This window comes from Oxalobacter paraformigenes, from assembly GCF_000158475.2.
GTDB classification, from domain to species: Bacteria; Pseudomonadota; Gammaproteobacteria; order Burkholderiales; family Burkholderiaceae_D; genus Oxalobacter; species Oxalobacter paraformigenes.
This window is the reverse complement of the sequence record NZ_KI392030.1, coordinates 116,425-137,417: the sequence shown is the minus strand read 5'-3', so window position 1 is coordinate 137,417 and position 20,993 is coordinate 116,425. Positions and strand designations below refer to the sequence as shown.

16 protein-coding genes, 1 tRNA gene and 1 riboswitch are annotated in these 20,993 nt (G+C 50.7%); of the genes, 4 read left to right on the top strand and 13 right to left on the bottom strand.

Annotated features, from left to right (window positions below; genetic code table 11):
• Window positions 1-150: 150 nt before the first annotated feature.
• From glxR to gcl, 3 genes are read right to left on the bottom strand one after another with little or no spacing between them, the layout of a single operon-like run.
• Entirely contained in the window at window positions 151-1,038 is an 888-nt protein-coding gene (gene glxR / locus OFAG_RS00665) for a 2-hydroxy-3-oxopropionate reductase (RefSeq protein WP_005878330.1), read from the bottom strand.
• A gap of 35 nt (window positions 1,039-1,073) precedes the next feature.
• Window positions 1,074-1,856, bottom strand: a complete 783-nt coding sequence (hyi, locus tag OFAG_RS00660; protein ID WP_005878332.1) for a hydroxypyruvate isomerase — start codon at window positions 1,854-1,856, stop codon at window positions 1,074-1,076.
• A gap of 15 nt (window positions 1,857-1,871) precedes the next feature.
• A complete protein-coding gene (gene gcl, locus OFAG_RS00655; RefSeq protein ID WP_005878334.1) occupies window positions 1,872-3,620 on the bottom strand; it encodes a glyoxylate carboligase in 1,749 nt (582 codons plus the stop codon).
• A gap of 131 nt (window positions 3,621-3,751) precedes the next feature.
• Here gcl and OFAG_RS00650 point away from each other — a divergent pair, with 131 nt between their 5' ends.
• Window positions 3,752-4,663 carry a LysR family transcriptional regulator gene (locus OFAG_RS00650; protein WP_005878336.1) on the top strand — a complete coding sequence of 304 codons (912 nt, stop codon included), beginning with the start codon at window positions 3,752-3,754 and terminating at the stop codon, window positions 4,661-4,663.
• Between the two features lie 80 nt (window positions 4,664-4,743).
• Here OFAG_RS00650 and OFAG_RS00645 read toward each other — a convergent pair whose 3' ends face one another.
• Window positions 4,744-5,013, bottom strand: coding sequence for a hypothetical protein (locus tag OFAG_RS00645; RefSeq protein WP_020994682.1), 270 nt, complete (start codon window positions 5,011-5,013; stop codon window positions 4,744-4,746).
• Window positions 5,014-5,103: 90 nt separating this feature from the next.
• Here OFAG_RS00645 and OFAG_RS13605 point away from each other — a divergent pair, with 90 nt between their 5' ends.
• The gene (locus OFAG_RS13605; RefSeq protein WP_155979176.1) at window positions 5,104-5,262 is read left to right on the top strand and encodes a hypothetical protein; all 159 of its coding nucleotides are present in this window, start codon (window positions 5,104-5,106) and stop codon (window positions 5,260-5,262) included.
• Between the two features lie 177 nt (window positions 5,263-5,439).
• Here the strand turns inward: OFAG_RS13605 and OFAG_RS00640 are convergent, their stop codons facing one another.
• The 3 genes from OFAG_RS00640 to OFAG_RS00630 all read right to left on the bottom strand — a co-directional run bounded on the left by OFAG_RS00640 (window position 5,440) and on the right by OFAG_RS00630 (window position 12,231).
• Window positions 5,440-9,171: a pyruvate carboxylase gene (locus OFAG_RS00640; protein WP_005878339.1), complete on the bottom strand. Its 3,732-nt coding sequence runs from the start codon at window positions 9,169-9,171 to the stop codon at window positions 5,440-5,442.
• 487 nt (window positions 9,172-9,658) lie between these two features.
• Window positions 9,659-10,393, bottom strand: coding sequence for a biotin--[acetyl-CoA-carboxylase] ligase (locus OFAG_RS00635; RefSeq protein WP_005878341.1), 735 nt, complete (start codon window positions 10,391-10,393; stop codon window positions 9,659-9,661).
• 383 nt (window positions 10,394-10,776) lie between these two features.
• A complete protein-coding gene (locus OFAG_RS00630) occupies window positions 10,777-12,231 on the bottom strand; it encodes a tryptophanase (protein ID WP_020994679.1) in 1,455 nt (484 codons plus the stop codon).
• 453 nt (window positions 12,232-12,684) lie between these two features.
• Here OFAG_RS00630 and OFAG_RS00620 point away from each other — a divergent pair, with 453 nt between their 5' ends.
• The gene (locus OFAG_RS00620) at window positions 12,685-13,968 is read left to right on the top strand and encodes an aminotransferase class V-fold PLP-dependent enzyme (RefSeq protein ID WP_005878345.1); all 1,284 of its coding nucleotides are present in this window, start codon (window positions 12,685-12,687) and stop codon (window positions 13,966-13,968) included.
• Window positions 13,969-13,986: 18 nt separating this feature from the next.
• On the opposite strand, the gene OFAG_RS00615 is transcribed toward OFAG_RS00620, so the two are convergent.
• From OFAG_RS00615 to OFAG_RS00590, 6 genes are all read right to left on the bottom strand, one after another.
• A tRNA-Pro gene (locus OFAG_RS00615) sits at window positions 13,987-14,063 on the bottom strand.
• 18 nt (window positions 14,064-14,081) lie between these two features.
• Window positions 14,082-15,071 (bottom strand): polyprenyl synthetase family protein, encoded by a 990-nt coding sequence (locus tag OFAG_RS00610; RefSeq protein ID WP_005878347.1) that lies wholly within the window; start codon window positions 15,069-15,071, stop codon window positions 14,082-14,084.
• Window positions 15,072-15,179: 108 nt separating this feature from the next.
• Window positions 15,180-16,517, bottom strand: coding sequence for a hemolysin family protein (locus OFAG_RS00605; RefSeq protein ID WP_020994678.1), 1,338 nt, complete (start codon window positions 16,515-16,517; stop codon window positions 15,180-15,182).
• A gap of 107 nt (window positions 16,518-16,624) precedes the next feature.
• The gene (locus tag OFAG_RS00600) at window positions 16,625-17,317 is read right to left on the bottom strand and encodes an anaerobic ribonucleoside-triphosphate reductase activating protein (RefSeq protein ID WP_020994677.1); all 693 of its coding nucleotides are present in this window, start codon (window positions 17,315-17,317) and stop codon (window positions 16,625-16,627) included.
• Window positions 17,292-17,474, bottom strand: a complete 183-nt coding sequence (gene nrdD, locus OFAG_RS14430; protein WP_005878353.1) for an anaerobic ribonucleoside-triphosphate reductase — start codon at window positions 17,472-17,474, stop codon at window positions 17,292-17,294. The genes OFAG_RS00600 and nrdD overlap by 26 nt, the downstream gene beginning before the upstream one ends.
• A 22-nt stretch (window positions 17,475-17,496) precedes the next feature.
• Window positions 17,497-19,560 carry a ribonucleoside triphosphate reductase gene (locus OFAG_RS00590; RefSeq protein ID WP_005878355.1) on the bottom strand — a complete coding sequence of 688 codons (2,064 nt, stop codon included), beginning with the start codon at window positions 19,558-19,560 and terminating at the stop codon, window positions 17,497-17,499.
• A gap of 131 nt (window positions 19,561-19,691) precedes the next feature.
• Window positions 19,692-19,881: riboswitch (cobalamin riboswitch) on the bottom strand.
• Window positions 19,882-20,148: 267 nt separating this feature from the next.
• On the opposite strand from OFAG_RS00590, the gene OFAG_RS00585 reads away from it, so the two are divergent.
• Window positions 20,149-20,967: a glycosyltransferase gene (locus OFAG_RS00585; protein ID WP_005878357.1), complete on the top strand. Its 819-nt coding sequence runs from the start codon at window positions 20,149-20,151 to the stop codon at window positions 20,965-20,967.
• The last annotated feature ends 26 nt before the right edge of the window (window positions 20,968-20,993 follow it).

Sequence of the window (20,993 nt, the reverse complement as noted above, 5' to 3'; positions counted from 1 at the left end):
GATCCTGAATAAAAAAACCATCAAACCGGACAACCGCGAAAAACCCGCTCCCAAGCGAATCCATTTCGCATCCCATTTGATGGCCTTAAGTGAAATTAACCCGGTGAAAACCCGAAGCCCTCACCGGATGTAATGACCGAAACGTCAGGCTTATGCCTTGGCAATTTCGTGAGCCGACATGATTTCAACTGCACGGCAAAGGGCGGAATGATCCATTCCGGAGAGCCCGTTTGCAGCGCAGGCATTCATCAATTCCTGGGCCGTCGCCGTATTCGGCAGTGAAATGCCCAGAGATTTGGCGCCTTGCAATGCCAGGTTCAGATCTTTCTGGTGCAGATTGATTCTGAAGCCCGGATTGAATGTACGCTTGATCATGCGTTCACCATGAACTTCCAGAATTCTGGAAGAAGCAAAGCCCCCCATCAGGGCCTGACGGACTTTGGCCGGATCGGCGCCGGCCTTGGAAGCGAACAGCAACGCTTCGGCAACAGCCTGAATGTTCAGTGCCACAATGATCTGGTTGGCAACCTTGGTGGTCTGACCGTCGCCGTTACCGCCGACCAGAGTAATATTCTGGCCCATCAGTTCGAACAGAGGTTTGACCTTGTTGAAAGTTTCTTCACTACCGCCAACCATAATGGTGAGAGAACCGGCTTTGGCGCCGACCTCGCCGCCCGATACAGGCGCATCCAGATATTCACAGCCAAGGTCATTGATCTTCTTGGCAAATTCCTTGGTAGCGATCGGGGAAATCGAACTCATGTCCACAACAATCTTGCCCGCGCTCAAACCCTGAGCAACCCCGTTTTCGCCAAACAAAACGGCTTCCACGTCCGGCGTATCCGGCACCATGATGAAGATGATATCCGATTTCTGGGCAACTTCCTTACCATTCGCACAGGCTTTTGCGCCGCCATCCAGCAGAGCGGCGGGAGGCGCTTTTTTATCATTGACAAAAAGCTGATTGCCGCCTTTTTGCAGATTGACGGCCATTGGCACGCCCATGATTCCCAAACCGATAAAACCGATATTTGCCATTATTTCTCTCCAGTTATCTTGTTTTCGTTATGCCATTACTTGACGTTGTATTCTTTCAGCCAGCCCAAACCATCAACCGTCGTGGTCTTCGGTTTGTATTCGCAACCGATCCAGCCGTCGTATCCGATATCGTCAATGAACTTGAACAGGAAGTGATAATTGATTTCTCCCGTACCCGGTTCGTTACGCTTCGGATTGTCGGCCAGCTGCATGTGCTTGATCAGCGGAAGATTGGCTTCAATCGTGTTGGCCAGTTCACCTTCCATACGTTGCATGTGGTAGATATCGTACTGGATGAACAGGTTGTCGGAACCGACATCGCGAATGATATCGACCGCTTGCTGGGTACGATTCAGAAAAGCGTTTTTCATGTCAATGGTATTGACCGGTTCGGTAACCAGACGAATACCCTCAGCCTTGAGTTTTTCAGCCGCAAATTTCAGATTGTCCACAAAAGTAGCGCGCAATTTGTCTTCGGAAACACCGGGCAATACCGGGCCGGAAAGACAGTTCACCTGCTTGACGCCCAGTTTCTTGGCGGCATTGATCGCAATATCGACGCCATCCTGGAATTCGCCAACACGATCCGGATGGCAGGCGATACCGCGTTCACCCGCTTCCCAGTTACCGGCCGGCAGGTTGTGAAGAACCAGTTCAAGATTGTTTTTCTGCAACTTTTCCGCAATTTCATCCAGATTGAATGGATACGGGAAAAGGAATTCAACCCCTTTGAAACCTGCTTTGGCAGCAGCGTCGAACCGGTCCATGAAAGGAACTTCATTAAACAACATGGACAAATTGGCAGCCATTTTTGGCATTGTTTCTCTCCTTTTTTATTCGTTAACGTCAAGGGCACCGCCAAACTCATTGATCTGGTCAAGGTTTCCGCCCATTGGGATATTGGTCACTCTTTCCAGAATCGCTTCCACAACAACCGGAACCTGGAATTCTTTCATCAATTCGCGTGCTTTCTTGAAGGCCGGGATCAGTTCATCCGGTTTGTGGACACGAATGGCTTTACAACCGAGACCCTCTGCAACCTTGACAAAGTCAATACCGTATCCATCCACTTCCGGCGAATTGATGTTTTCGAAAGAAAGCTGAACGCAATAATCCAGATTATTGAATCCCAGCTGTCCCTGACGAATCAGCCCCAGATAGGAATTGTTGACGACAACGTGGATATAAGGCAGTTTGAAGTGAGCCCCCACTGCCAGCTCTTCAATCATGAACTGGAAGTCGAAGTCACCCGACAAGGCAACAATGTCGGCATCGGGCAAAGCGGCGCGAACACCGAGAGCGGCAGGGATCGTCCAGCCCAAGGGACCTGCCTGGCCGCAATTGATCCAGCCACGTGGCTGCTGAACTTTCAGATGCTGGGCAGCGCCGATTTGGGACAAACCGATCGCCGTCACATAATGGACGTTTTTGCCGAAGAAATTGTTCATTTCCTGGTAAACGCGTTGCGGTTTCATCGGAACGTCGTCATAGTCCGTGCGACGCAACATGGTCCGTTTGCGTTTCAGGCATTCGGCTGCCCACGTGGAACGATCCTTGAGTTTGCCGGCCGCTTTCCATTCTTTTGCCAGTTCAACAAACTGTTCCAGCGCTTCTTTTGCATCTGACACAATGCCGTAATCAGGACAGAACACTTTTCCAAGCTGGGTCGGTTCAATATCGATATGAACGAACTTGCGCCCCTTGGTATAGGTTTCCAGACCACCGGTATGCCGGTTTGCCCAGCGATTACCGATACCCATAATGAAATCGGAAGCCAGGAAAGAGGCATTGCCGTAACGATGATGCGTCTGGATACCAACCATGCCGGCATTAAGATCGTGATCATCCGGAATCGAACCCCAGCCCATCAGCGTTGGAATAACCGGCACGCCGAGAATTTCAGCCAGTTCGACCAGCAAAGGCGAGGCGTCTGCCAGAATGACGCCACCGCCCGCAATGAGCAGCGGTTTTTCGGCATCGTTCAGCATACCCAGGGCTTTTTCGATCTGTGCGCGGGTAGCTCTTGGCTTGTTGACTTCCAGAGGAGCATAAGTGTCCGGATCGAACTCGATTTCACCCATCTGGACATCCAGCGGAAGATCAATCAGACAAGGACCCTGACGGCCAGTGCGCATCAGATAGAATGCCTTCTGCAATGTCCAGGGAACAAGCGCCGGTTCACGGACAGTTACAGCCATCTTGGCCACAGGCGCAGCGATTTTCTCGATATCGACTGCCTGAAAATCTTCCTTGAAAAGTTTCGCACGTGGAGCCTGTCCGGTAATAGCCAAAATGGGAGTGGAATCGGCGATTGCAGAATAAAGTCCCGTAATCATGTCAGTTGCAGCGGGACCGGAAGTACAGATGCCTACGCCGATATTACCCTGTTTTGCACGCGTATACCCTTCAGCCATGTGGGCGATACCTTCGCCGTGACGCGCCAGAATATGTTTCATGGTGCCATGCTTCTTCAGTGCCGCATAAAATGGATTGATACCGGCACCCGGGATACCGAACAACTGGGTAACACCTTCTTTTTCCAATACGTAGACAGCCGCTTCGGCTGCGGTCATTTTTGCCATGAAGCACCTCCAGGTTGAAACATTTCAAATTTTATTAAATGCAATTAAAACGCATTATATAGATGATTTTTTTGTTTGATAAGATAATAAAAAATCGCTTGATTCGATACTATTTGTAAGGAATCGCGTCAATGGACAAAATCAAACAAATTGAGGCATTCGTTAATGCTGCAGAAAAGGGTAGCCTGGCCAAAGCTTCGCTCGTGCTAGGAATCACTCCTGTTATGCTGGGGCGGCGTATTGATGCGCTTGAACGACGTCTTGGCATTAAACTCATGCATCGTACAACTCGACATCTTACACTAACTGAACGAGGTACGGTATTTCTTGATCATTGCAGAAAAATTCTGGATGAGCTGGATCAGGCGGAAAAAATGATTGGCGAAGGTCTCAATAAAGCAACAGGCCACCTTATCGTATCCGCACCGGCCGCTTTTGGCAGAAAACACGTGGCCCCGCACGCCCCTGCGTTTCTGGCCGCCAACCCGGATGTCAAAATCTCGTTCAACCTCAGCGATCAGGTTGTTGACCTCGTTCGGGAAGGCTATGATTTGAGCATCCGTATCGGCGGGACGATCGATCCGAGTCTGGTTGCCATAAAGCTTTGTTCAAATCACCGCGTTGTCTGCGCTTCACCGGATTACCTGAAAAAATTCGGCGTTCCCCGCACCCTAAAGGAACTCAACCAGCATAATTGCCTGACATTCAACCTGCAAGGTGGCCAACAGCGAGGCTGGCATTTCAAGGAAAACAATCGTACGGTCATTGTGCGTACATCCGGCAATCTGGACTGCAATGACGGCGAACTTCTTCACCACTGGTGTCTGGAAGGCTATGGACTGGCATGGCGATCCACGTGGGAAATCCAGTCCGAACTTGCCTCCGGGAAACTGGTCACAGTTCTGGATGAATTTGCGCTCCCGAATTACGACATCATGGCCGTTTATCCCCAGCAACTCTATCTGCCCTTGAAAACACGTCTTTTTATCGATCAGTTAAAAACAATTTATGCCAAACCGGATTACTGGACGCAACCTCATTAATATCTGCCTTTCAGTTTGAAAAACCGAAAAACAAAGGGAAAACGACCGCTTTTCAAAAACGGAGGCAAACGGCAACAGGCTTACAGACTGTCGCCAAAGTCCTCACGGAATTTGGCCTGCAGTTTCTGCGGCCAGTCCGAGGCCGGCGCCAGCCGCCCGACAAAAAAGCGCAACACTTTCGGTTCTTCCGTGAATTTCAGCCCACCGATCAATTCCCGGTTCTTCCATAACCATTCGATACGGTCTTCGGCATACTTGACCTGGGACAGCGTGAATACCCGTCGCGGGAACGCCAGACGCAGCAACTCCACTTCGGACGGCACATCATTGCCCTTTTCATCGCGATCCATGGATATCGTTCCCCTTTCCATTCCGCGAACCCCCGACACAATGTACAGCGCCGCAGCCAAAAACCGGACAACCGGTCCGGATTCAGACTGATGAGACAGACTATATTAAATAGCGAGACCACGAATCCGTTAAACAGGCGACACGTTTCAGGCAGCGAAGCGCGCGGCAAACTCATCTCAACAACCATCGCCTCTTTCCCGAAAATTAACCACATGCGGGAAGACACAACAGGAACCCTAACAGGATAAAACCGCCTGTTCCATAAAGAGGTATTGACACTCTGCTATCTGCCGAGAACGGATTTCCGGCATGCGGGACAAAAACCGCTCCTTATCAGACGGAGCGGCAAAAGGCATGAAACGGTTTCCCGTATGAAGTGGCCCTTCGCCCGAAGAAAAGCCCTCCAAACGGAGGGCTGGACTTCTTTAAGACAAATCCGGAACTTCAGTACCACAGAACGGGCAGAACTTGGCATGTTCATCCGTAATCGGATAAGCGCATTTCGGGCACAGTTTCGGGACAGGCGAAAGCTCGACAATCAATTCCCCCTCAAGTACCGGAATCATACGGTGGTCTTTCTTGAAATCAGCGGTCTTGACCACCCGCTTGACAATCCCGTTTACCGGAGAAAGCACCGATCTTTCCTGTTTCATAATGGAAACATTGAAAAGTTCTTGCCCCTGCTTGACGATATCGCCTTCCTTGACGTGAACAATCCAGAGATCGGCCTTGCGTGGGCTACCGACATGATACGGATTGCCGCTTTCCGCAATAATGGAACCACTGCCTCCGCCAGCCGCAGTGACAGGCGCATCGATCTGGATATCACTGGTCAGAATTTCCGAGTCCAGAACGTACCGGACTGTGGCTACTCCATCATCATTAACCGGATCGATGCTCAGCAGAAGCATCTGGTGGGGCTTGCCGCTTGATGTATTGAAATTAAGCGTCTGCCCGGGTTTGATCCCTTCAAACCATACGTCAAGCGGCAGATGGTTCGGATTACCGAACTTTTTCTGGAATTCGATCGTCTTGATCGCATCCGCCGGATGATTCAGGTACATGACAAATTCTTCATCAGTCGGCTCGCGTTTCAGCAATTTGGTCAATTCAGCTTTTTCAGCTTCCATATCGACAGGCGGCAGATTTTCCAGCGGGGAAACTTCCGTGCGGGAAGCAATCGCGTTTTCCCATTCATCGCCGAAGGCACTCTGATAGACCCAGTCGCTCGGAAAACCAAGCGGAAGCCTTCCGAATTTGCCCAAGAGGAGCTTCTGGAAGGCTTCGTTACAATCGCGGTAGATATCCAGACGCTTCTGTTTGATTTCCTCGGAAAGATTTTCTTCCGGAGTTTCAGTAACGGTTTTGAGTACCGACAGCAACTGCTGCACAGCGGGCATACCCCCGCGCTTGTAAGCGCCCGTCACAGCCAGAAACGCCGTGTTCCAGGTGGTTTGCGAACCCGGCGTCACATCATGGTAGCGAACGATCTGACGAGTATAGGCCAGGAAATCGAGCATATAGGGAAGCAGCTGGATATAGCCTTGTTTGACAGCCCCTTCCTGCGAGGACGAGGTCGCTCCTCCCGGCATCGCGTAACGGATGACGTCATAATCGACACCTTGGAAATAAGGCGAGCAATAACGGTCGAAATACGGCATGAACTGCTTGCAAACGAAGTTGGCATCCCGCAAGGCATCGCGGTTGAGACTGATATCAAGGCCAAGTTCGTCTTCCAGATAGGCCGCCAGCGAACCGATATCGCCCTGACCATAGCTGCGAACCGATGCGCCAAGACCGGCATCGATAATCTGGCAGCCCGCTTCCGCGGCAGCGGCACAGGCTGGCAGGAAAAGGCCGTCCGTAACGTGACGGTGATAGTGCAACACCAGCTCCGGCCAGCGTTTTCTGAGCGCGGAAACCAGTTCACGCATGAATTTCGGCGGACAAACGCCAGCCATATCCTTTAAGCCCAGAATAAATTCACGAGTAACCGCATTTTCCGGCAAACCGGAAACCCGGGACATCATGGCGATAATGGATTCCGTGACCTTGAGATAGTGGTCAATATCGAACCCCTTGGCATAGGAAAGCGACAGGGCCGGCTCAAAAACCTTGTCTTTACGATCCATGACGACTTCTGTAATCGGCAGCATATTGGCCGATTCATTCAGAAAATCAAAACAGCGGACCACATCATAATGATCACAGATCATTTCACCTGTCAGCCGCATCAGGTTTCTTGGCTGCGGACTATAGCCCAGCACATTGGTTGAACGGATCAGCAACTGTTTCAGGGTCTTGGGCGCAAAACTGTTCCACTCGCGCGCTTCCCGGAATGGATAAGTCATGTTGGCCAGCATGGCTACGTGAAAATGAGCGCCGCCACCATTTTCAATGGAAAAAAGACCGAGATTGTCCAGATAAGGGCCCACCAGCCTGTCTTCTGCCAGACGCATGCGATTCCCGTTGTTGGACTGGGTCATATCGCGCGTTGTGGTATCCGTAAAATGAATTTTTCCGCTGTCGCGCACATAGTCAAGCAAAGCGCGGCGGTCACCGCGTGGATAAGGCGACGGCATGCGCTTTGCCTGAGAAGTGATTTCAGGCAATATCGCCTTGAAACTACCGAGAGAAGGCGTATTGCGATTGCGGTACGTTCCCAGCGAGACGTACGGATTGTAGCCACGGGCGGAAATTTCCGCGACAAGTCTGGCCAGACGTTCCTCTTCCGGCGCCAAGTCTGTGTAATTGAGCAGCTCCGGATGATCGTGAATGTAAGTCGTTGTAATATCGCCGCTCCGGAAATTCTCATCGTTGATGATCTTTTGCATGAACGGAATGGTGGTTTTAAGCCCTCCGATCACATACTCGGAAAGCGCACGCTCCATAATGCCCAGCGTTTTCTGCCAGTCATGCGAATAAGTAATCAACAGAGCGCCAGCCGAATCATAGTTGGAAGGAAATTCGTAACCGGCTGAAAGATTCGAATCCAGACGAACTCCGGGCCCGCCGGTAGAAACATAACGGGTAATCAGCCCTGAATTGGGCGTAAATCCATCCTGGGGATCTTCAAGATTGACACGAACCTGCATGGATGTGAAAAGCGGACGCGTGTTTTCCTCGTTAAAACGCAATTCCGAACCGAAAGCGATAGCGATCTGCTCTTCTACCAGGTCAATGCCGTAACGACTTTCAGTAATGCCGTGTTCGACCTGCAAACGGGTATTGACTTCAATCATGTAAGGCGTTGAATCCTCGGTAACCAGAAACTCAACCGTGGCCACCGAATGATAACCCACAGCAAGCACCATCCGGCGCGCATACTCCTTTAATTGCTCACGCAACTCCGGAGTGATCCCTTTCCAGGGCGAAGGGGTGATTTCAATAAGCTTCTGATTATTGCGCTGCACCGTACAGTCGCGCTCGTCGAAGGCAAACACATTGCCCCAGCGATCGGCAATAACCTGAATTTCAATATGATGAACATTGGGAAGATACTTTTCGACAAACAGGCGAGGATTGCCGAAAGACGCCTGAGCCATGGCGGATGCCTTCATAAAGGCGTCCTCCAGTTCTTCCTGATTGGTCACCAGGAAAATGCCGCGCCCACCGCCGCCGCCTTCCGCCTTCAGCATGATCGGCAAACCGATTTCCTTGATGATGGCCCGTGCCTGATCGACATCCACCGAATCGTCCGAACCCGGCACAACAGGAACCCCTACCTTGCGGGCTATAATGCGAGCCTGAACCTTGTTGCCAAGCTTGTACATCGCGTCGGCAGAAGCGCCAATAAACGTAATGCCCGCTTCCTCCGCCAGTTTGGGGAAAAGCATGTCTTCGCTGGCAAATCCCCAGCCCGGGTGCATCGCCACCACATTGCGCTGCTTGGCCAGCTCCATGATCCGCTCAAGATGCAGATAGGCACGCGGATCGGGCCCCAAAAGGATCAGCTCCTGAGCGGAAGCGGCCGCAGGCTGTGTCTTGTCGATATCGGTTACGGTCATTGCCGAGATGGCTTCAAAACGCTCTCCGATAGACCGGCAGATACGACGCGCCGGAATCCCGCGGTTCACCACCAGGATGACTTTGCCGCGCAGAGACTCCCGGACTTCCTCAAAGGTTCTTTTTTTGTAATTAATTTCTTTTCTCTGCATAATCGCTGATCCAGTTCGATATTGGGAAACACACCGCAAAACCCGGCAATTCAGGGCCGAAGTAAAAGACGGACGTAGCAAAGCTACCCTGCTTAGGAATCGATGATGGCAAGTGTCTTCTCATCAAACCCGACATGGGTAGCTTCAAAAACCAAATTAATTTATTCAAAAGCCAATTATAAGATAAGCTAGTGCGACGCTTTTTACGCAAGTTTCTCAGAAAACAGGGAAAATTCCAAGAACACGCACATCCACAAAACCAAACCTTCTGGCAAATGTGCATGTTATACATCAAAACGGGCTCCGGATTAAAAAAGACAAATTATCAAACCTGAATCAGGGATTCAAAAACGCAGCGGTCGTCAACTTCACCAAACCGGCACTCGAATCTCATAACGACCGAAAAACCGGACAAAGCAAATAATGAACCTCGTTAACGTAACTCCCGGACATAGCAAAAACGGGCTCCTGTAAAAAGGATAGCCCATCATCCGGAAACCTTCCTTATTGTGCCTCTCATATAAGTTCTCATGCCATCCGGCGTTGCCAGCAACAATCCGCCACGCTCATCAATTCCGGCAAGCGTTCCCGTGACAACCGAACCGTCAATATCCAGATAAACAGACTCATTCAACCACAAAAGCCTGGAAAGCGCCTCGGTACGCCATGCCCTGGAAAAACTGTCGAGATCCAGCTTCCTCAGGCGTGCTGCCAAATTTTCCACAATGATTTCCGGAGTCAGGTTTCGTGCGACCTGTGGATTGACAGCGTACAAACACGTTGCCGGAAGAGCTGCATTTTGCCGAAGTGAAAGCGAATCGGGACAGGAAAGCAGATTGATGCCAATACCGGCCACCAGCTTTCCGTTTTTTTGCTCAAGAAGAATCCCGGCGACTTTACCGCCCTCAATCACCAGATCATTCGTCCACTTGATTTTGATGTCGAACCCGAAATCGGCAAGCGTTGCAGAAATACAACAAGACAATGCCATAGCCGCTTCGGTATTGTCAAATGGCGCTTTGAAGGGAAGTCTGATCGCCACGTAAACATTACCACGCGGACTGATCCATGTCCGACCGTACTGGCCCCGGCCGGCCGTCTGCTCACGGGCGATCAGCGCATCGAAAACGGGAAACCTGGAATCCGCCACCATCTTCCAGGCGTAATCCAGTACTGACTCGGTACTTTCAAGCACGGTATACATGATCAGGGAATTGAACAAACCTTTAAATTGGCTATCTTTTTATATAAAAACCTGGAAATCCCTGCCGTATTCGCATAACACCCGGGATCCTTGAAGGGGCAGTACCCCTTGACAGGCAAAACACGATTTTTGACGCCAACACCCCCGCAAAAAGCGGCAAGTTGCGAAACGGAACCGGCCTTGCGAACTTCCCGATTTCACAACCTGGCCCTGGACTGGGCTGACACGTTTCCCCATTTTTGAAAACATCGTCCAGACAGGAAGAGCACCCGTTCAAATCCGGAACCGTCACACCCCCAAGGCGTAACCCGTTTTTCCCGTCAACAAAACACCGCACCTTGTGTTGGAAAAGCGACCGTTTCCGGTCGCTTTTCAAAAAACGGAGGCAAACGGCAACAGGCTTACAGACTGTCGCCAAAGTCCTCACGGAATTTGGCCTGCAGTTTCTGCGGCCAGTCCGAGGCCGGCGCCAGCCGCCCGACAAAAAAGCGCAACACTTTCGGTTCTTCCGTGAATTTCAGCCCACCGATCAATTCCCGGTTCTTCCATAACCATTCGATACGGTCTTCGGCATACTTGACCTGGGACAGCGTGAATACCCGTCGCGGGAACGCCAGACGCAGCAACTCCACTTCGGACGGCACATCATTGCCCTTTTCATCGCGATCCATGGATATCGTTCCCCTTTCCATTCCGCGAACTCCCGATACAATGTACAGCGCCGCAGCCAGAGCACCGGCCGGATAATCGAAAGAAGTCAGATGCGGCAGAAATCCCCTGGCATCCAGATGGGCGCCCAAACCGCCGGCAGGTGTAATGACCGGAATGCCCTTGGCATCCAGACTGTCCACCAGATACTTGATGAATTCCGGAGAATGACGGATAACGTTCCAGTCAATCGCTTCCCGCAATCCAACCGCCATGGATTCGATTTCACGAACCGAAATACCGCCATAAGTCAGGAATCCTTCGAAAAGAGGAACCATGTCACGCATCTTCAGATAAAGCTCATGATTCTTCGTGGCAATACCGCCGCCACGCGAACAACTGATCTTGCGTGCGGAGAAATAGATAATGTCGGCCAGATCGCAAAGCGTGCGCAAAATCTCGGCAGGACTCTTGTCCATAAATTCCGGTTCACGCATCTTGATGAAATACATGTTTTCGCAAACCAGACTGATATCCAGAACAATCAGAATGCCATTTTCATCGGCAACCTTGCGAACGGCACGCATGTTTTCAACCGAGAACGGCTGTCCGCCAATCAGATTGGTACCCGCTTCCATACGAATGTAGGGGATTTTATCCTTGCCTGCCGTTTTGACCAGATCTTTCAGCTTGTCAATGTCCATATTGCCTTTGAAAGGCTTGTCGGATTTGATCTCAAGCGCATCGTTTGTAAAAAGTTCCACCACTTTTCCGCCAGCCAGTTCGACATGCGCCTTGGTCGTGGTGAAATGGAAATTCATGGGAACAATATCGCCTTTTTTGATGAACGCCTGGGAAATGATATGTTCCGCTGCACGTCCCTGATGAGCCGGAAGGAAATATTGGGTTCCCAGTATTTCTTCAACAGCTTCCTGCAAACGATTGAATGATTCAGAACCGGCATAAGCATCGTCGGCAACCATCATCGCAGCGATCTGCTGATCGGACATGGCATTGGTCCCGCTGTCCGTCAACATGTCCATGAAGACATCGCGATTTTGCAACAGAAAAGTATTGTAACCGGCGTCTTCAATCGCTTTCAGACGCTTTTCGATCGGCAAAAGATTGAGCTTCTGCACCACTCTCACTTTATGCATTTCAATAGGGACATACTCCCCGCTGGTCATCTTGATTGTTTCGTTGGACATAGAAATCTCTGTCAAAAAGGTTTCACAAAATAAAAACTCCCTGTCCTCAGAAAATGAAGCAGGAAGCCAACTTTCTTTAAATCTGGCCTGATACAAAGCCCTGGAAAAAACCGAACATGAGGATTTTATTCCATTTTTGTTCTGAAATTGCAATTCATCAAAATAAAAAACCGTCCCTTTTCACGAAAAGACGACTTCTTTATGCATGAATCCGCAAAAAAAACCAAACAGCTCCTTTTTTCATCACGTTGCTTTCACACCTGTACAAGAGACATTTCCCTCAAAGAGGTTTCCGTTCTTCCGGCAAGTATCCGGCAACAAGCTTGACAACATACTTTCCCTATCTCCCGCCAATACCTTCCTTTCATCAATTTTTTGTTTTCCTGACAGCACATTTCCATTACGCTGTAAATTGTTTCGTCTTTTTCAGACACAAAAAACCGGAGGAAAACAATGGCTCGTCTTCTATGGATCATCCTTATCGCCGTCTCCACCATCGGCAATACTTTTGCCGATGGCGTGCCTAACGAACAGTTGAATCGCTTTGCGGAAAAGATCATTCAGGCAAAAAAACGGGATCTGGGATATCCGGTAAACCAGAATGTGCAATTGAACGATTTTTACCAATGGTATCTCGATACCGGATTGTCAAACAGCTTAATGAACAATGCCGGAAATCCCCTAAACAGTCACGGAGGCATCAATTCTCACGCTTTCGAAAAAGAAGTGATCGAATTTTTCGCTCCTTTGTACGGTTTCGATAAAAACGATCTCTGGGGAATCGTCACTTTCAGCGGAACCGACGGCAACAATCACGGTATGTATTTCGGTGCAAAAGAGTTGCGTGCAAAAACCGGCAAAGCACCCATCCTGTATGTCTCCGAAGAAGCGCATTATTCCATTAAGCGGCTGGCCGATCTGCAAAACCTTGAACTGCGTCTGATCCCGGCGGATCCGATGGGTCGCATGAAAATCAGTGAATTTGAAAAAGCGCTGGATCCTTCGAAACCGGCACTGATCGTTATCGCCATGGGAACGACTTTCAAAGGCGCGATCGATGACCAGAAAGCCATAGACGACGTGCTGAAACGCAAAAAACCCGTTGCGGTTTACCGGCATCTGGACGCCGCGCTTTTCGGAGGATTCCTTCCCTATACCCGGCACCGGGATCTCGTCAATCGCACGAAGTTCCACTTCGATTCCATATCGGTCAGCGGCCACAAATTCTTCGGTATGGACGAACCGGCAGGCATTTTTCTTACCACCCACACCATCCTGAAAAACCAGAATCCCTTTCATATCGCCTATTTGAACGATGACATGCCCATGATCAATTGCTCGCGTTCCGGTCTCGCTCCGCTCAAGCTTTGGTGGATCATCCAGAAAAACGGCAAGGCAGGTTTTACTGAACAGGCAGCCAGAATTATGGAATCGACCCGTTATTTACAGGAAAGGCTTTATGCCCTCCATTATCCGCACTGGATAAACGACTATTCGAATACGGTTTTCTTCAAACGCCCCAGCCAATGGATCATCGAGAAATGGCATCTTGCGCCCGACTACGACGACCGTTTCGGCGGGGAACTGGCTCACGTCGTTATCATGCAACATGCCTTTAAACCCGCCATAAACGAATTCATTGAAGACCTGAAAGCGGATATGGCAGCGAATTCAGGAAACGAAACGGCGAGGGAAAACGTTTCAGAGAAAATACCCCTGCCGGCAACAAACCATTAAACGGAAGAAAAAAGAAAATGGTCGGGGTGAGAGGATTCGAACCTCCGGCCTCTACGTCCCGAACGTAGCGCTCTACCAGGCTAAGCTACACCCCGAATTGAAAAGGGGAAAGGTTAATAATTCCTTTCCACCGAGAAGGAGGACAATTTTAGCAGAGATTTTTTGTATTGACCACTGTCCAAAGCGGATAAAGCCTGTACCGCTTCCGCAACAGCCTGTCTCGCCTTCTGATAAGTATAGTCCATAGCCCCGCTCGATCTGACCGCGTTTAAAACCGCCGGGAAACAGCTTTCATCGTTTTCTTCCACACTTTTGCGAACCGACGCTTTCTGTTTCTCGGAACCGTTTTTCATCAGGTAAATAAGCGGCAGCGTCATCTTGCCCTCTTTTAAATCGTTCCCGACATTTTTCCCCGTTACTCCGGTATCGCCGGCATAATCGAGCATATCGTCAATCAACTGGAAAGCCATACCCACAGCCCGGCCGAACCGTGCGGCGGCTCCGATCTTTTCTTCAGACACATGCGCTACCAGCGCGCCCAGCACAGAAGAAGCCTCGAACAGTTTCGCCGTTTTGGCATAAATGACTTTCATATACCCGTCTTCATCAATGGCGGCATTTCGTGCATTCATCAGCTGCATCACCTCGCCTTCCGCAATAAGATTGGTGGCCTCTGCGAGCACCTCAAGAATCCGCATGTTCCCGACGGAAACCATCATCTGGAAAGCGCGGGTATAAAGAAAATCGCCGACAAGAACCGACGAGGCATTGCCGAAGAGCGCATTGGCGCTGGGAATACCGCGTCTCAGTTCGGATTCGTCAACGACATCGTCATGAAGCAAGGTAGCGGTATGGATGAATTCGATCGTCGCGGCAAGCGTCTGATGCTGCTTTCCCTGATAACCGAGCGCTTTTGCCATTAACAGAACCAGAACAGGACGAATCCGCTTTCCCCCGGCATTGATAAGGTATTCTGCAATACGGCCGACAAGAGCGATATCCGAATGCATCTGTTGACGGATAATGCGATCGACCGCTTCCAGATCCGGCAAAACCGGCGATAGAAAAGAGTTCCCGGAATCGTTGTTCTTGTACTCGTTCAATGTGAATCCGTTCTGTTTTATTATTTCAGCTGAATGGCAGCGATTATACGATGAGAGCGCCATTCAGGCGAATATCTGACTCATGTAAAGGAAAAGAAACGTTTTGGCTTACGCAGAACTCTTTTTTTCCGTGGAAGAACCGAGCGGCGTGACAAGCACCTTGTCCACCCTGTTTTTATCCATATTCATTACCTCGAATCGCCAGCCGTCCGAATCGAAATGATCGGCAGGCGAAGGAATTTTTCCCAGCATATACATGACAAAACCGCCGACTGTATGAAACCGGTTCGTTTCCTCCCCCGGCAACGCCTTTTTCATCCCCAGTTCCGACGCCAGCCGTTCCATACCGACCTCTCCGTTCACCAGCCAGGAACCGTCCTCACGCCGGATCAAACCGTTTTCTTCCGTCATTTCCGGAACAGAGTAATCGCCGATAATGGCGGCCAGCACATCGTTTAACGTTACAATTCCCTGCACTTCACCGTATTCATCGACAATCAGGGAAAAGCCGTTCCTTGTGTGACGGAAATTTTCCATCAACTGAATGGTACTGACTGTTTCAGGGATGAATAAGGGTTTCTGTAAAACAGCTTCGATATCGTCAAGCGTAACGGGCGTTCCGTCCACTGTCTTTTTCAACAAATCACCCTTGCTCAAAATGCCCAGAATATGCGACAACCCGTCCCGGCAAACGATCAGCCTGGTATGTTCGAAAGCGACGATCTGGCTCCGCAGCGTTTCGACAGGATATTGCAGATCAATAAAGGCCAGATCATGTCTGGGCGTCATGATCTCGACGACAGGTTGCTGATCCAGTTTCAACACATTTGAAACGAATTCCTGTTCGCTTGCATGAAAAACGCCTGCCTGTGTGCCTTGTCCCATCAAGGCATTGATTTCATTGTCGCTGATAGGCGGCTCGCTGCTTTTTTTAATGCCCAGCAAACTCATCAAGCCTTCACTCGATTTCGCCAGCAACCACACCAGCGGACGAGCCGCCAGAGCGACCGTACTCAGGGGGCGGGCTATAGCGGAAGCCATCCGCTCGGGAGCCCGCAGGGCCAGATTTTTCGGAACCAGTTCTCCGATAACAACGGAAAAATAAGTCAGAGCAATAACGGTTACCGTCAAAGCGATAGCTCTTGAATAAGGTTCCAGATAAGGAACTTCGCCAAGCCATCTCGCAAAAGGAGCGGAAATCGCGTTTTCCCCGATAGCCCCGCTCAAAATACCGATGGAAGTAATACCAACCTGAATGGTCGATAAAAAACGGGAAGGAGACTGGGCCAGCTCAAGAGCCCTTTTCGCACCCGCACTGCCTTTCTCGGCCAGACTCTGCAGGCGAACCTTGCGTGCGGAAACCAGCGCGATTTCGGCCATGGCAAAAACCCCGTTTAACAAAGTGAGCAAAACCAGGAGTAACAGATCCGTCAGCAATGCATCCATACACGCGCCCTGTTATCGTCAACAAAGCCTATGGTAACGGAAATGTCGTGCATAAAAAATCGGGCAATCCGCCCGGTTTGAGATACCTTAAAAAACGGGGAAAAAATTCAGGAACGATACGTTACAGCAGGCAAAATATTTTCCAAGCAAGCCGCAATTTCTTTTGAGACAAGCTGATTGCGGCGACTCGCCTCATCGCGGCAAACCTGAATAACCAGATGGCTGGCGCCGAGTTCCGCGAGCTGTTTTGCCATTTTTTCCGCCCGGTCAACAGTAAAAAAGCGGGGATCGAGTGTACACCGCAATTCATGAGGCTTTCCGGATTCCAGAATCAGCCTTAACGATTCACAGGCACGCTTACCGTTTCCACCCCCCGTAATCTCTCGGTACTCGTCGAACGGCGCCTTGATGTCGAGCCCTACCCATTCGATCAAGGGCAAAACTTTGGCAAGCCTTTCCGGATAAACACCCGAAGTATGCAAGGCGACCTCAAAACCTTGCCGATGAAGCTGATCGGCCGCCTCCGGCAACTGTTTCTGCAACAAAGGTTCTCCACCGCTGAAGACGACACCTTCCAGCAAACCTTGCCGTGTCTTCAGCCAGGCCAGCACATCCTGCCACAAATACCGGCCGCCTTCGCCAGTGGGCAGCAGATGCCGGTTATGGCAATAACGACATCGCCAGGGACATCCCTGGCAAAAAACAACGGCGGCCAACCGGCCGGGAAAATCGATTGTCGTAAACGGCGTGATTCCCCCGACATTGACCGTCACATCATTTACCGCAATCACAGGCTGCATCCGGATCGGGAAGGGCCGTTTCGACAAAATGCACGCGATCGCGATGTTCGCTCTGTTTTCCGGGATTAAATTCCGAAACCGGCCTGTGATATCCCATCACACGGGTCCAGACCTCGCAGCGCTGTCTTTTTTCCTGCGGCAATTGTGATTTATCCATTTTTCATCCTTTCAATAAACAATCAATGTGTCTGCTTTTCCATTTTCGCCATCAGTTCCTCATCGCAAACCGGACAGAACTCGTGTTCACCGGACAGATAGCCATGCTTCGGGCAAATGGAAAAAGTCGGCGTTATCGTCAGATAAGGCAACTTGAAATTCGTCAGAGCCGTTTTGACCAGTTTCCGGCAGGCTTCCGGAGAGGAAATCTGCTCCTGCATGTAAAGATGCAATACCGTTCCCCCGGTATAACGGATCTGCAAATCATCCTGGCAACGCAAGGCCTCGAAGGGATCATCCGTATAACCGACCGGCAGCTGGGACGAATTCGTGTAATAAGGGTGCTCCGGCGTACCGGCCTGAATGATATCCGGATAACGTTTCCTGTCTTCCCGCGCGAAACGATACGTCGTTCCTTCGGCAGGCGTCGCCTCAAGATTGTAAAGACTGCCTGTCTCTTCCTGATAATTCTTCATCCGCTCGCGCAAATGATCCAGCACACGAAGCGCAAACCCGTGCCCGAACTCCGTCGTGATATCGTCCTTGTCATCAGTGAAATTACGGATCATTTCATTAATGCCGTTCACCCCGATCGTTGAAAAATGATTGCGAAGCTTGCCGAGATAACGCCGCGTATACGGGAACAAGCCGTCATCCATCAGGCGCTGGACGACCTTGCGCTTGATCTCGAGACTGTCTTTCGCCATGTCGGCCAGATAGTCCAGACGGGCAAACAGCCCCTTTTCATCTCCCTTGAACAGATAGCCGAGGCGGGCGCAATTGATGGTAACGACGCCAATGGAACCCGTCTGTTCCGCCGACCCGAAGAGGCCGTTGCCGCGCTTTAACAGCTCGCGCAAGTCCAGTTGCAAACGGCAACACATGGAACGCACCATATTCGGCGAAAGATCGGAATTCAGGAAATTCTGGAAATAAGGCAAACCGTATTTCGCCGTCATGGCAAACAACCGTTCCGCATTTTCCGATTCCCAGGGAAAATCAGACGTGATGTTATAGGTCGGAATCGGGAAAGTGAAGACTCTCCCGCGCCGGTCGCCCGCCGTCATTACCTCGATATAGGCGCGGTTCAGCATATCCATTTCTTCCTGCAACTCGCCATATTTGAACGGCATTTCCTTGCCGCCGATAACAGGAACCTGTTCCCGCAAGTCCTCGGGACAAACCCAGTCGAAAGTCAGGTTGGTAAACGGTGTCTGGGTTCCCCAGCGGGATGGCACATTCAGGTTGTAAATGAATTCCTGCATATGCTGCCGGACATCTTCGTAAGACAGACCGTCATTGCGGACAAACGGCGCGAGATAGGTATCGAACGAACTGAACGCCTGCGCACCGGCCCATTCGTTTTGCAAGGTACCCAGAAAATTGACCATTTGCCCCAGCGCCGTCGAAAAATGTTTGGGCGGATCGGCTTCCGGTTTGCCCGGAACGCCATTGAAGCCTTCATAAAGCAACTGTCTCAAAGACCAGCCGGCGCAATACCCGCACAACATGTCCAGATCATGAATATGATAATCGGCATCCCGATGAGCCTGCCCGATCTCGGGAGAATAAACGTGGCTCAACCAGTAATTGGCCGTCACTTTCCCGGAAACGTTCAGAATCAGGCCGCCCAGCGAATACCCCTGATTGGCATTGGCCTGTACCCGCCAATCCGCACGATCGACATACTCCTCGACCGAAGACGCCACATCGACCAGCGTTCTCCTGTCCTGTCTCAGGCGATGGCGCTGGTCACGGTAAGTAGCGTAGGCACGAAACGTCTTCGTGTGATTCGCATCGACCAGCATCTGCTCGACTACATCCTGAACCTGTTCCACCGTCGGAGGCGCCCCGACGAAACGGTGACGCAACACTTTCAGCGTTCTCTGGGTCAGCAACTGGGCTTCGTCTTCGCCGAAATCACCAGTGGCCCGTCCAGCCTTGGTCAGCGCAACCGTGATTCGTCTGGCGTCAAACGGAACCTCGGCCCCATCGCGTTTGATAATCCGCTGCGGCAATGGAGGCAACACGGAAGGCGCTGGCTGGCTGGCCTCCCGATCAATAAGGACACTTTCTTCCGCTTTCATTCATTACCTTTGTCTTTCGGCAGGGACAGAAAGAAAACGAATCGGCGAAAACCTCGGCGGTCACAGACCGGAAAAGGCGGAATCACTGTTCCATCAGACTTGTTTTCCTTCAGGACACCCCGCCCTGTTTTGGGGAAATTGATGTAATGGCAGGTCTCCTGGCTTGCGGATTCTCGCGAAACATCTTCCTTCCCGGTTTCCCAGTGGCTAACAGATGGTCACTACCGCACACAGTTGCGGGGGCAGCTTCGGCATCGTCAAAAAACATCACCGAATTCCCTTTTTATCCCCGATCAGGGAACCATTACCTGATCAGTATAACTTAACTCCAAAGATCGTGCAGTCCGTTTTACGAGTAACCCGACATGCCGCAACCGGAAGAAAGTTATCCGACTCTTTTCATTTTAATCTTCTCTCCGGCAGGCAGACCAGACCGATATCAAAGAGTGGAATCTTCACCGGCTTTTCGGAAAAAACAAAATAAAATCAGAAATTTCCTGCATTCCTTCTTATTATCGGGTAATATGGAATCATAAGGATCGGATCTCCGCCCGCCTGATTAATTCTGCCGGAATTCCAGAGGAAATCATGACTTTTTCCACCTCTATCATTGTCAGCACGCATAATTCCCATGAATGGCTCCAGAAAGTTCTGTGGGGTTATGAGAACCAGAATTACAAACGCTTCCAGCTGCTGATTGCAGACGATGGTTCCGATGAACGAACCCGTGAAATGATCGAGGATTACAAAAAAACGTCCGGCATGGATATCATCCATCTCTGGCATGAAAGAAACGGTTGCCAGAAAAGCCACATGTTAAACCGCGCGGTCATGTACGCCAGCGGAGACTATCTGATTTTCTCGGAAGACAATTGCATACCCCGGTTTGACTTCGTCAAGACTCATGTACGCTCAGCCAAACCGAATCACTTTCTTTCCGGCGGCCACAGCAAATTGCCCATGTGCTGCAGTCTGCAAATCGGTGAGGACGAAATCCTTTCCAACGACGCTTTCAACATCATGTGGCTGCAATCCCACGGGTATCCGACCTATGCAAAAAAACTCCGTCTGATTGCGCGCTGGCCTTTTAACAAACTGCTGAATCTCATTCCGACCGAAAACAGGTGGAACGGCCATAATGCCTCCGGATGGAAAAGCGACATCGTCAGCGTTAACGGTTTCGACGAGAGGATTTTAGACGGTGGGGAAGACCTTGAAATGGGCGACCGTCTGAAACATGCAGGGGTGAAAGCGCGGCGCATACGTTATTCCGCCGTCTGCGTCCATCTTTCGCACGAATTCGGTTTTGATGACAGCCTTGTCACAGAGGCGACACGCGAAATCCGGAACCAGACCATTCTGACACACAGCCGCTATACAGACTTCGGGATCGTCCAGCAACCCTAGCGACCCAAATCCCCTGAAAAACCGCG

Coding starts and splice junctions, on each gene's coding strand:
- glxR (WP_005878330.1), bottom strand. CDS start 1,038: ATGGCAAATATCGGTTTTATCGGTTTGGGAATCATGGGCGTGCCAATG.
- hyi (WP_005878332.1), bottom strand. CDS start 1,856: ATGCCAAAAATGGCTGCCAATTTGTCCATGTTGTTTAATGAAGTTCCT.
- gcl (WP_005878334.1), bottom strand. CDS start 3,620: ATGGCAAAAATGACCGCAGCCGAAGCGGCTGTCTACGTATTGGAAAAA.
- OFAG_RS00650 (WP_005878336.1), top strand. CDS start 3,752: ATGGACAAAATCAAACAAATTGAGGCATTCGTTAATGCTGCAGAAAAG.
- OFAG_RS00645 (WP_020994682.1), bottom strand. CDS start 5,013: ATGGATCGCGATGAAAAGGGCAATGATGTGCCGTCCGAAGTGGAGTTG.
- OFAG_RS13605 (WP_155979176.1), top strand. CDS start 5,104: ATGAGACAGACTATATTAAATAGCGAGACCACGAATCCGTTAAACAGG.
- OFAG_RS00640 (WP_005878339.1), bottom strand. CDS start 9,171: ATGCAGAGAAAAGAAATTAATTACAAAAAAAGAACCTTTGAGGAAGTC.
- OFAG_RS00630 (WP_020994679.1), bottom strand. CDS start 12,231: ATGTCCAACGAAACAATCAAGATGACCAGCGGGGAGTATGTCCCTATT.
- OFAG_RS00620 (WP_005878345.1), top strand. CDS start 12,685: ATGGCTCGTCTTCTATGGATCATCCTTATCGCCGTCTCCACCATCGGC.
- OFAG_RS00605 (WP_020994678.1), bottom strand. CDS start 16,517: ATGGATGCATTGCTGACGGATCTGTTACTCCTGGTTTTGCTCACTTTG.
- OFAG_RS00600 (WP_020994677.1), bottom strand. CDS start 17,317: ATGCAGCCTGTGATTGCGGTAAATGATGTGACGGTCAATGTCGGGGGA.
- nrdD (WP_005878353.1), bottom strand. CDS start 17,474: ATGGATAAATCACAATTGCCGCAGGAAAAAAGACAGCGCTGCGAGGTC.
- OFAG_RS00590 (WP_005878355.1), bottom strand. CDS start 19,560: ATGAAAGCGGAAGAAAGTGTCCTTATTGATCGGGAGGCCAGCCAGCCA.
- OFAG_RS00585 (WP_005878357.1), top strand. CDS start 20,149: ATGACTTTTTCCACCTCTATCATTGTCAGCACGCATAATTCCCATGAA.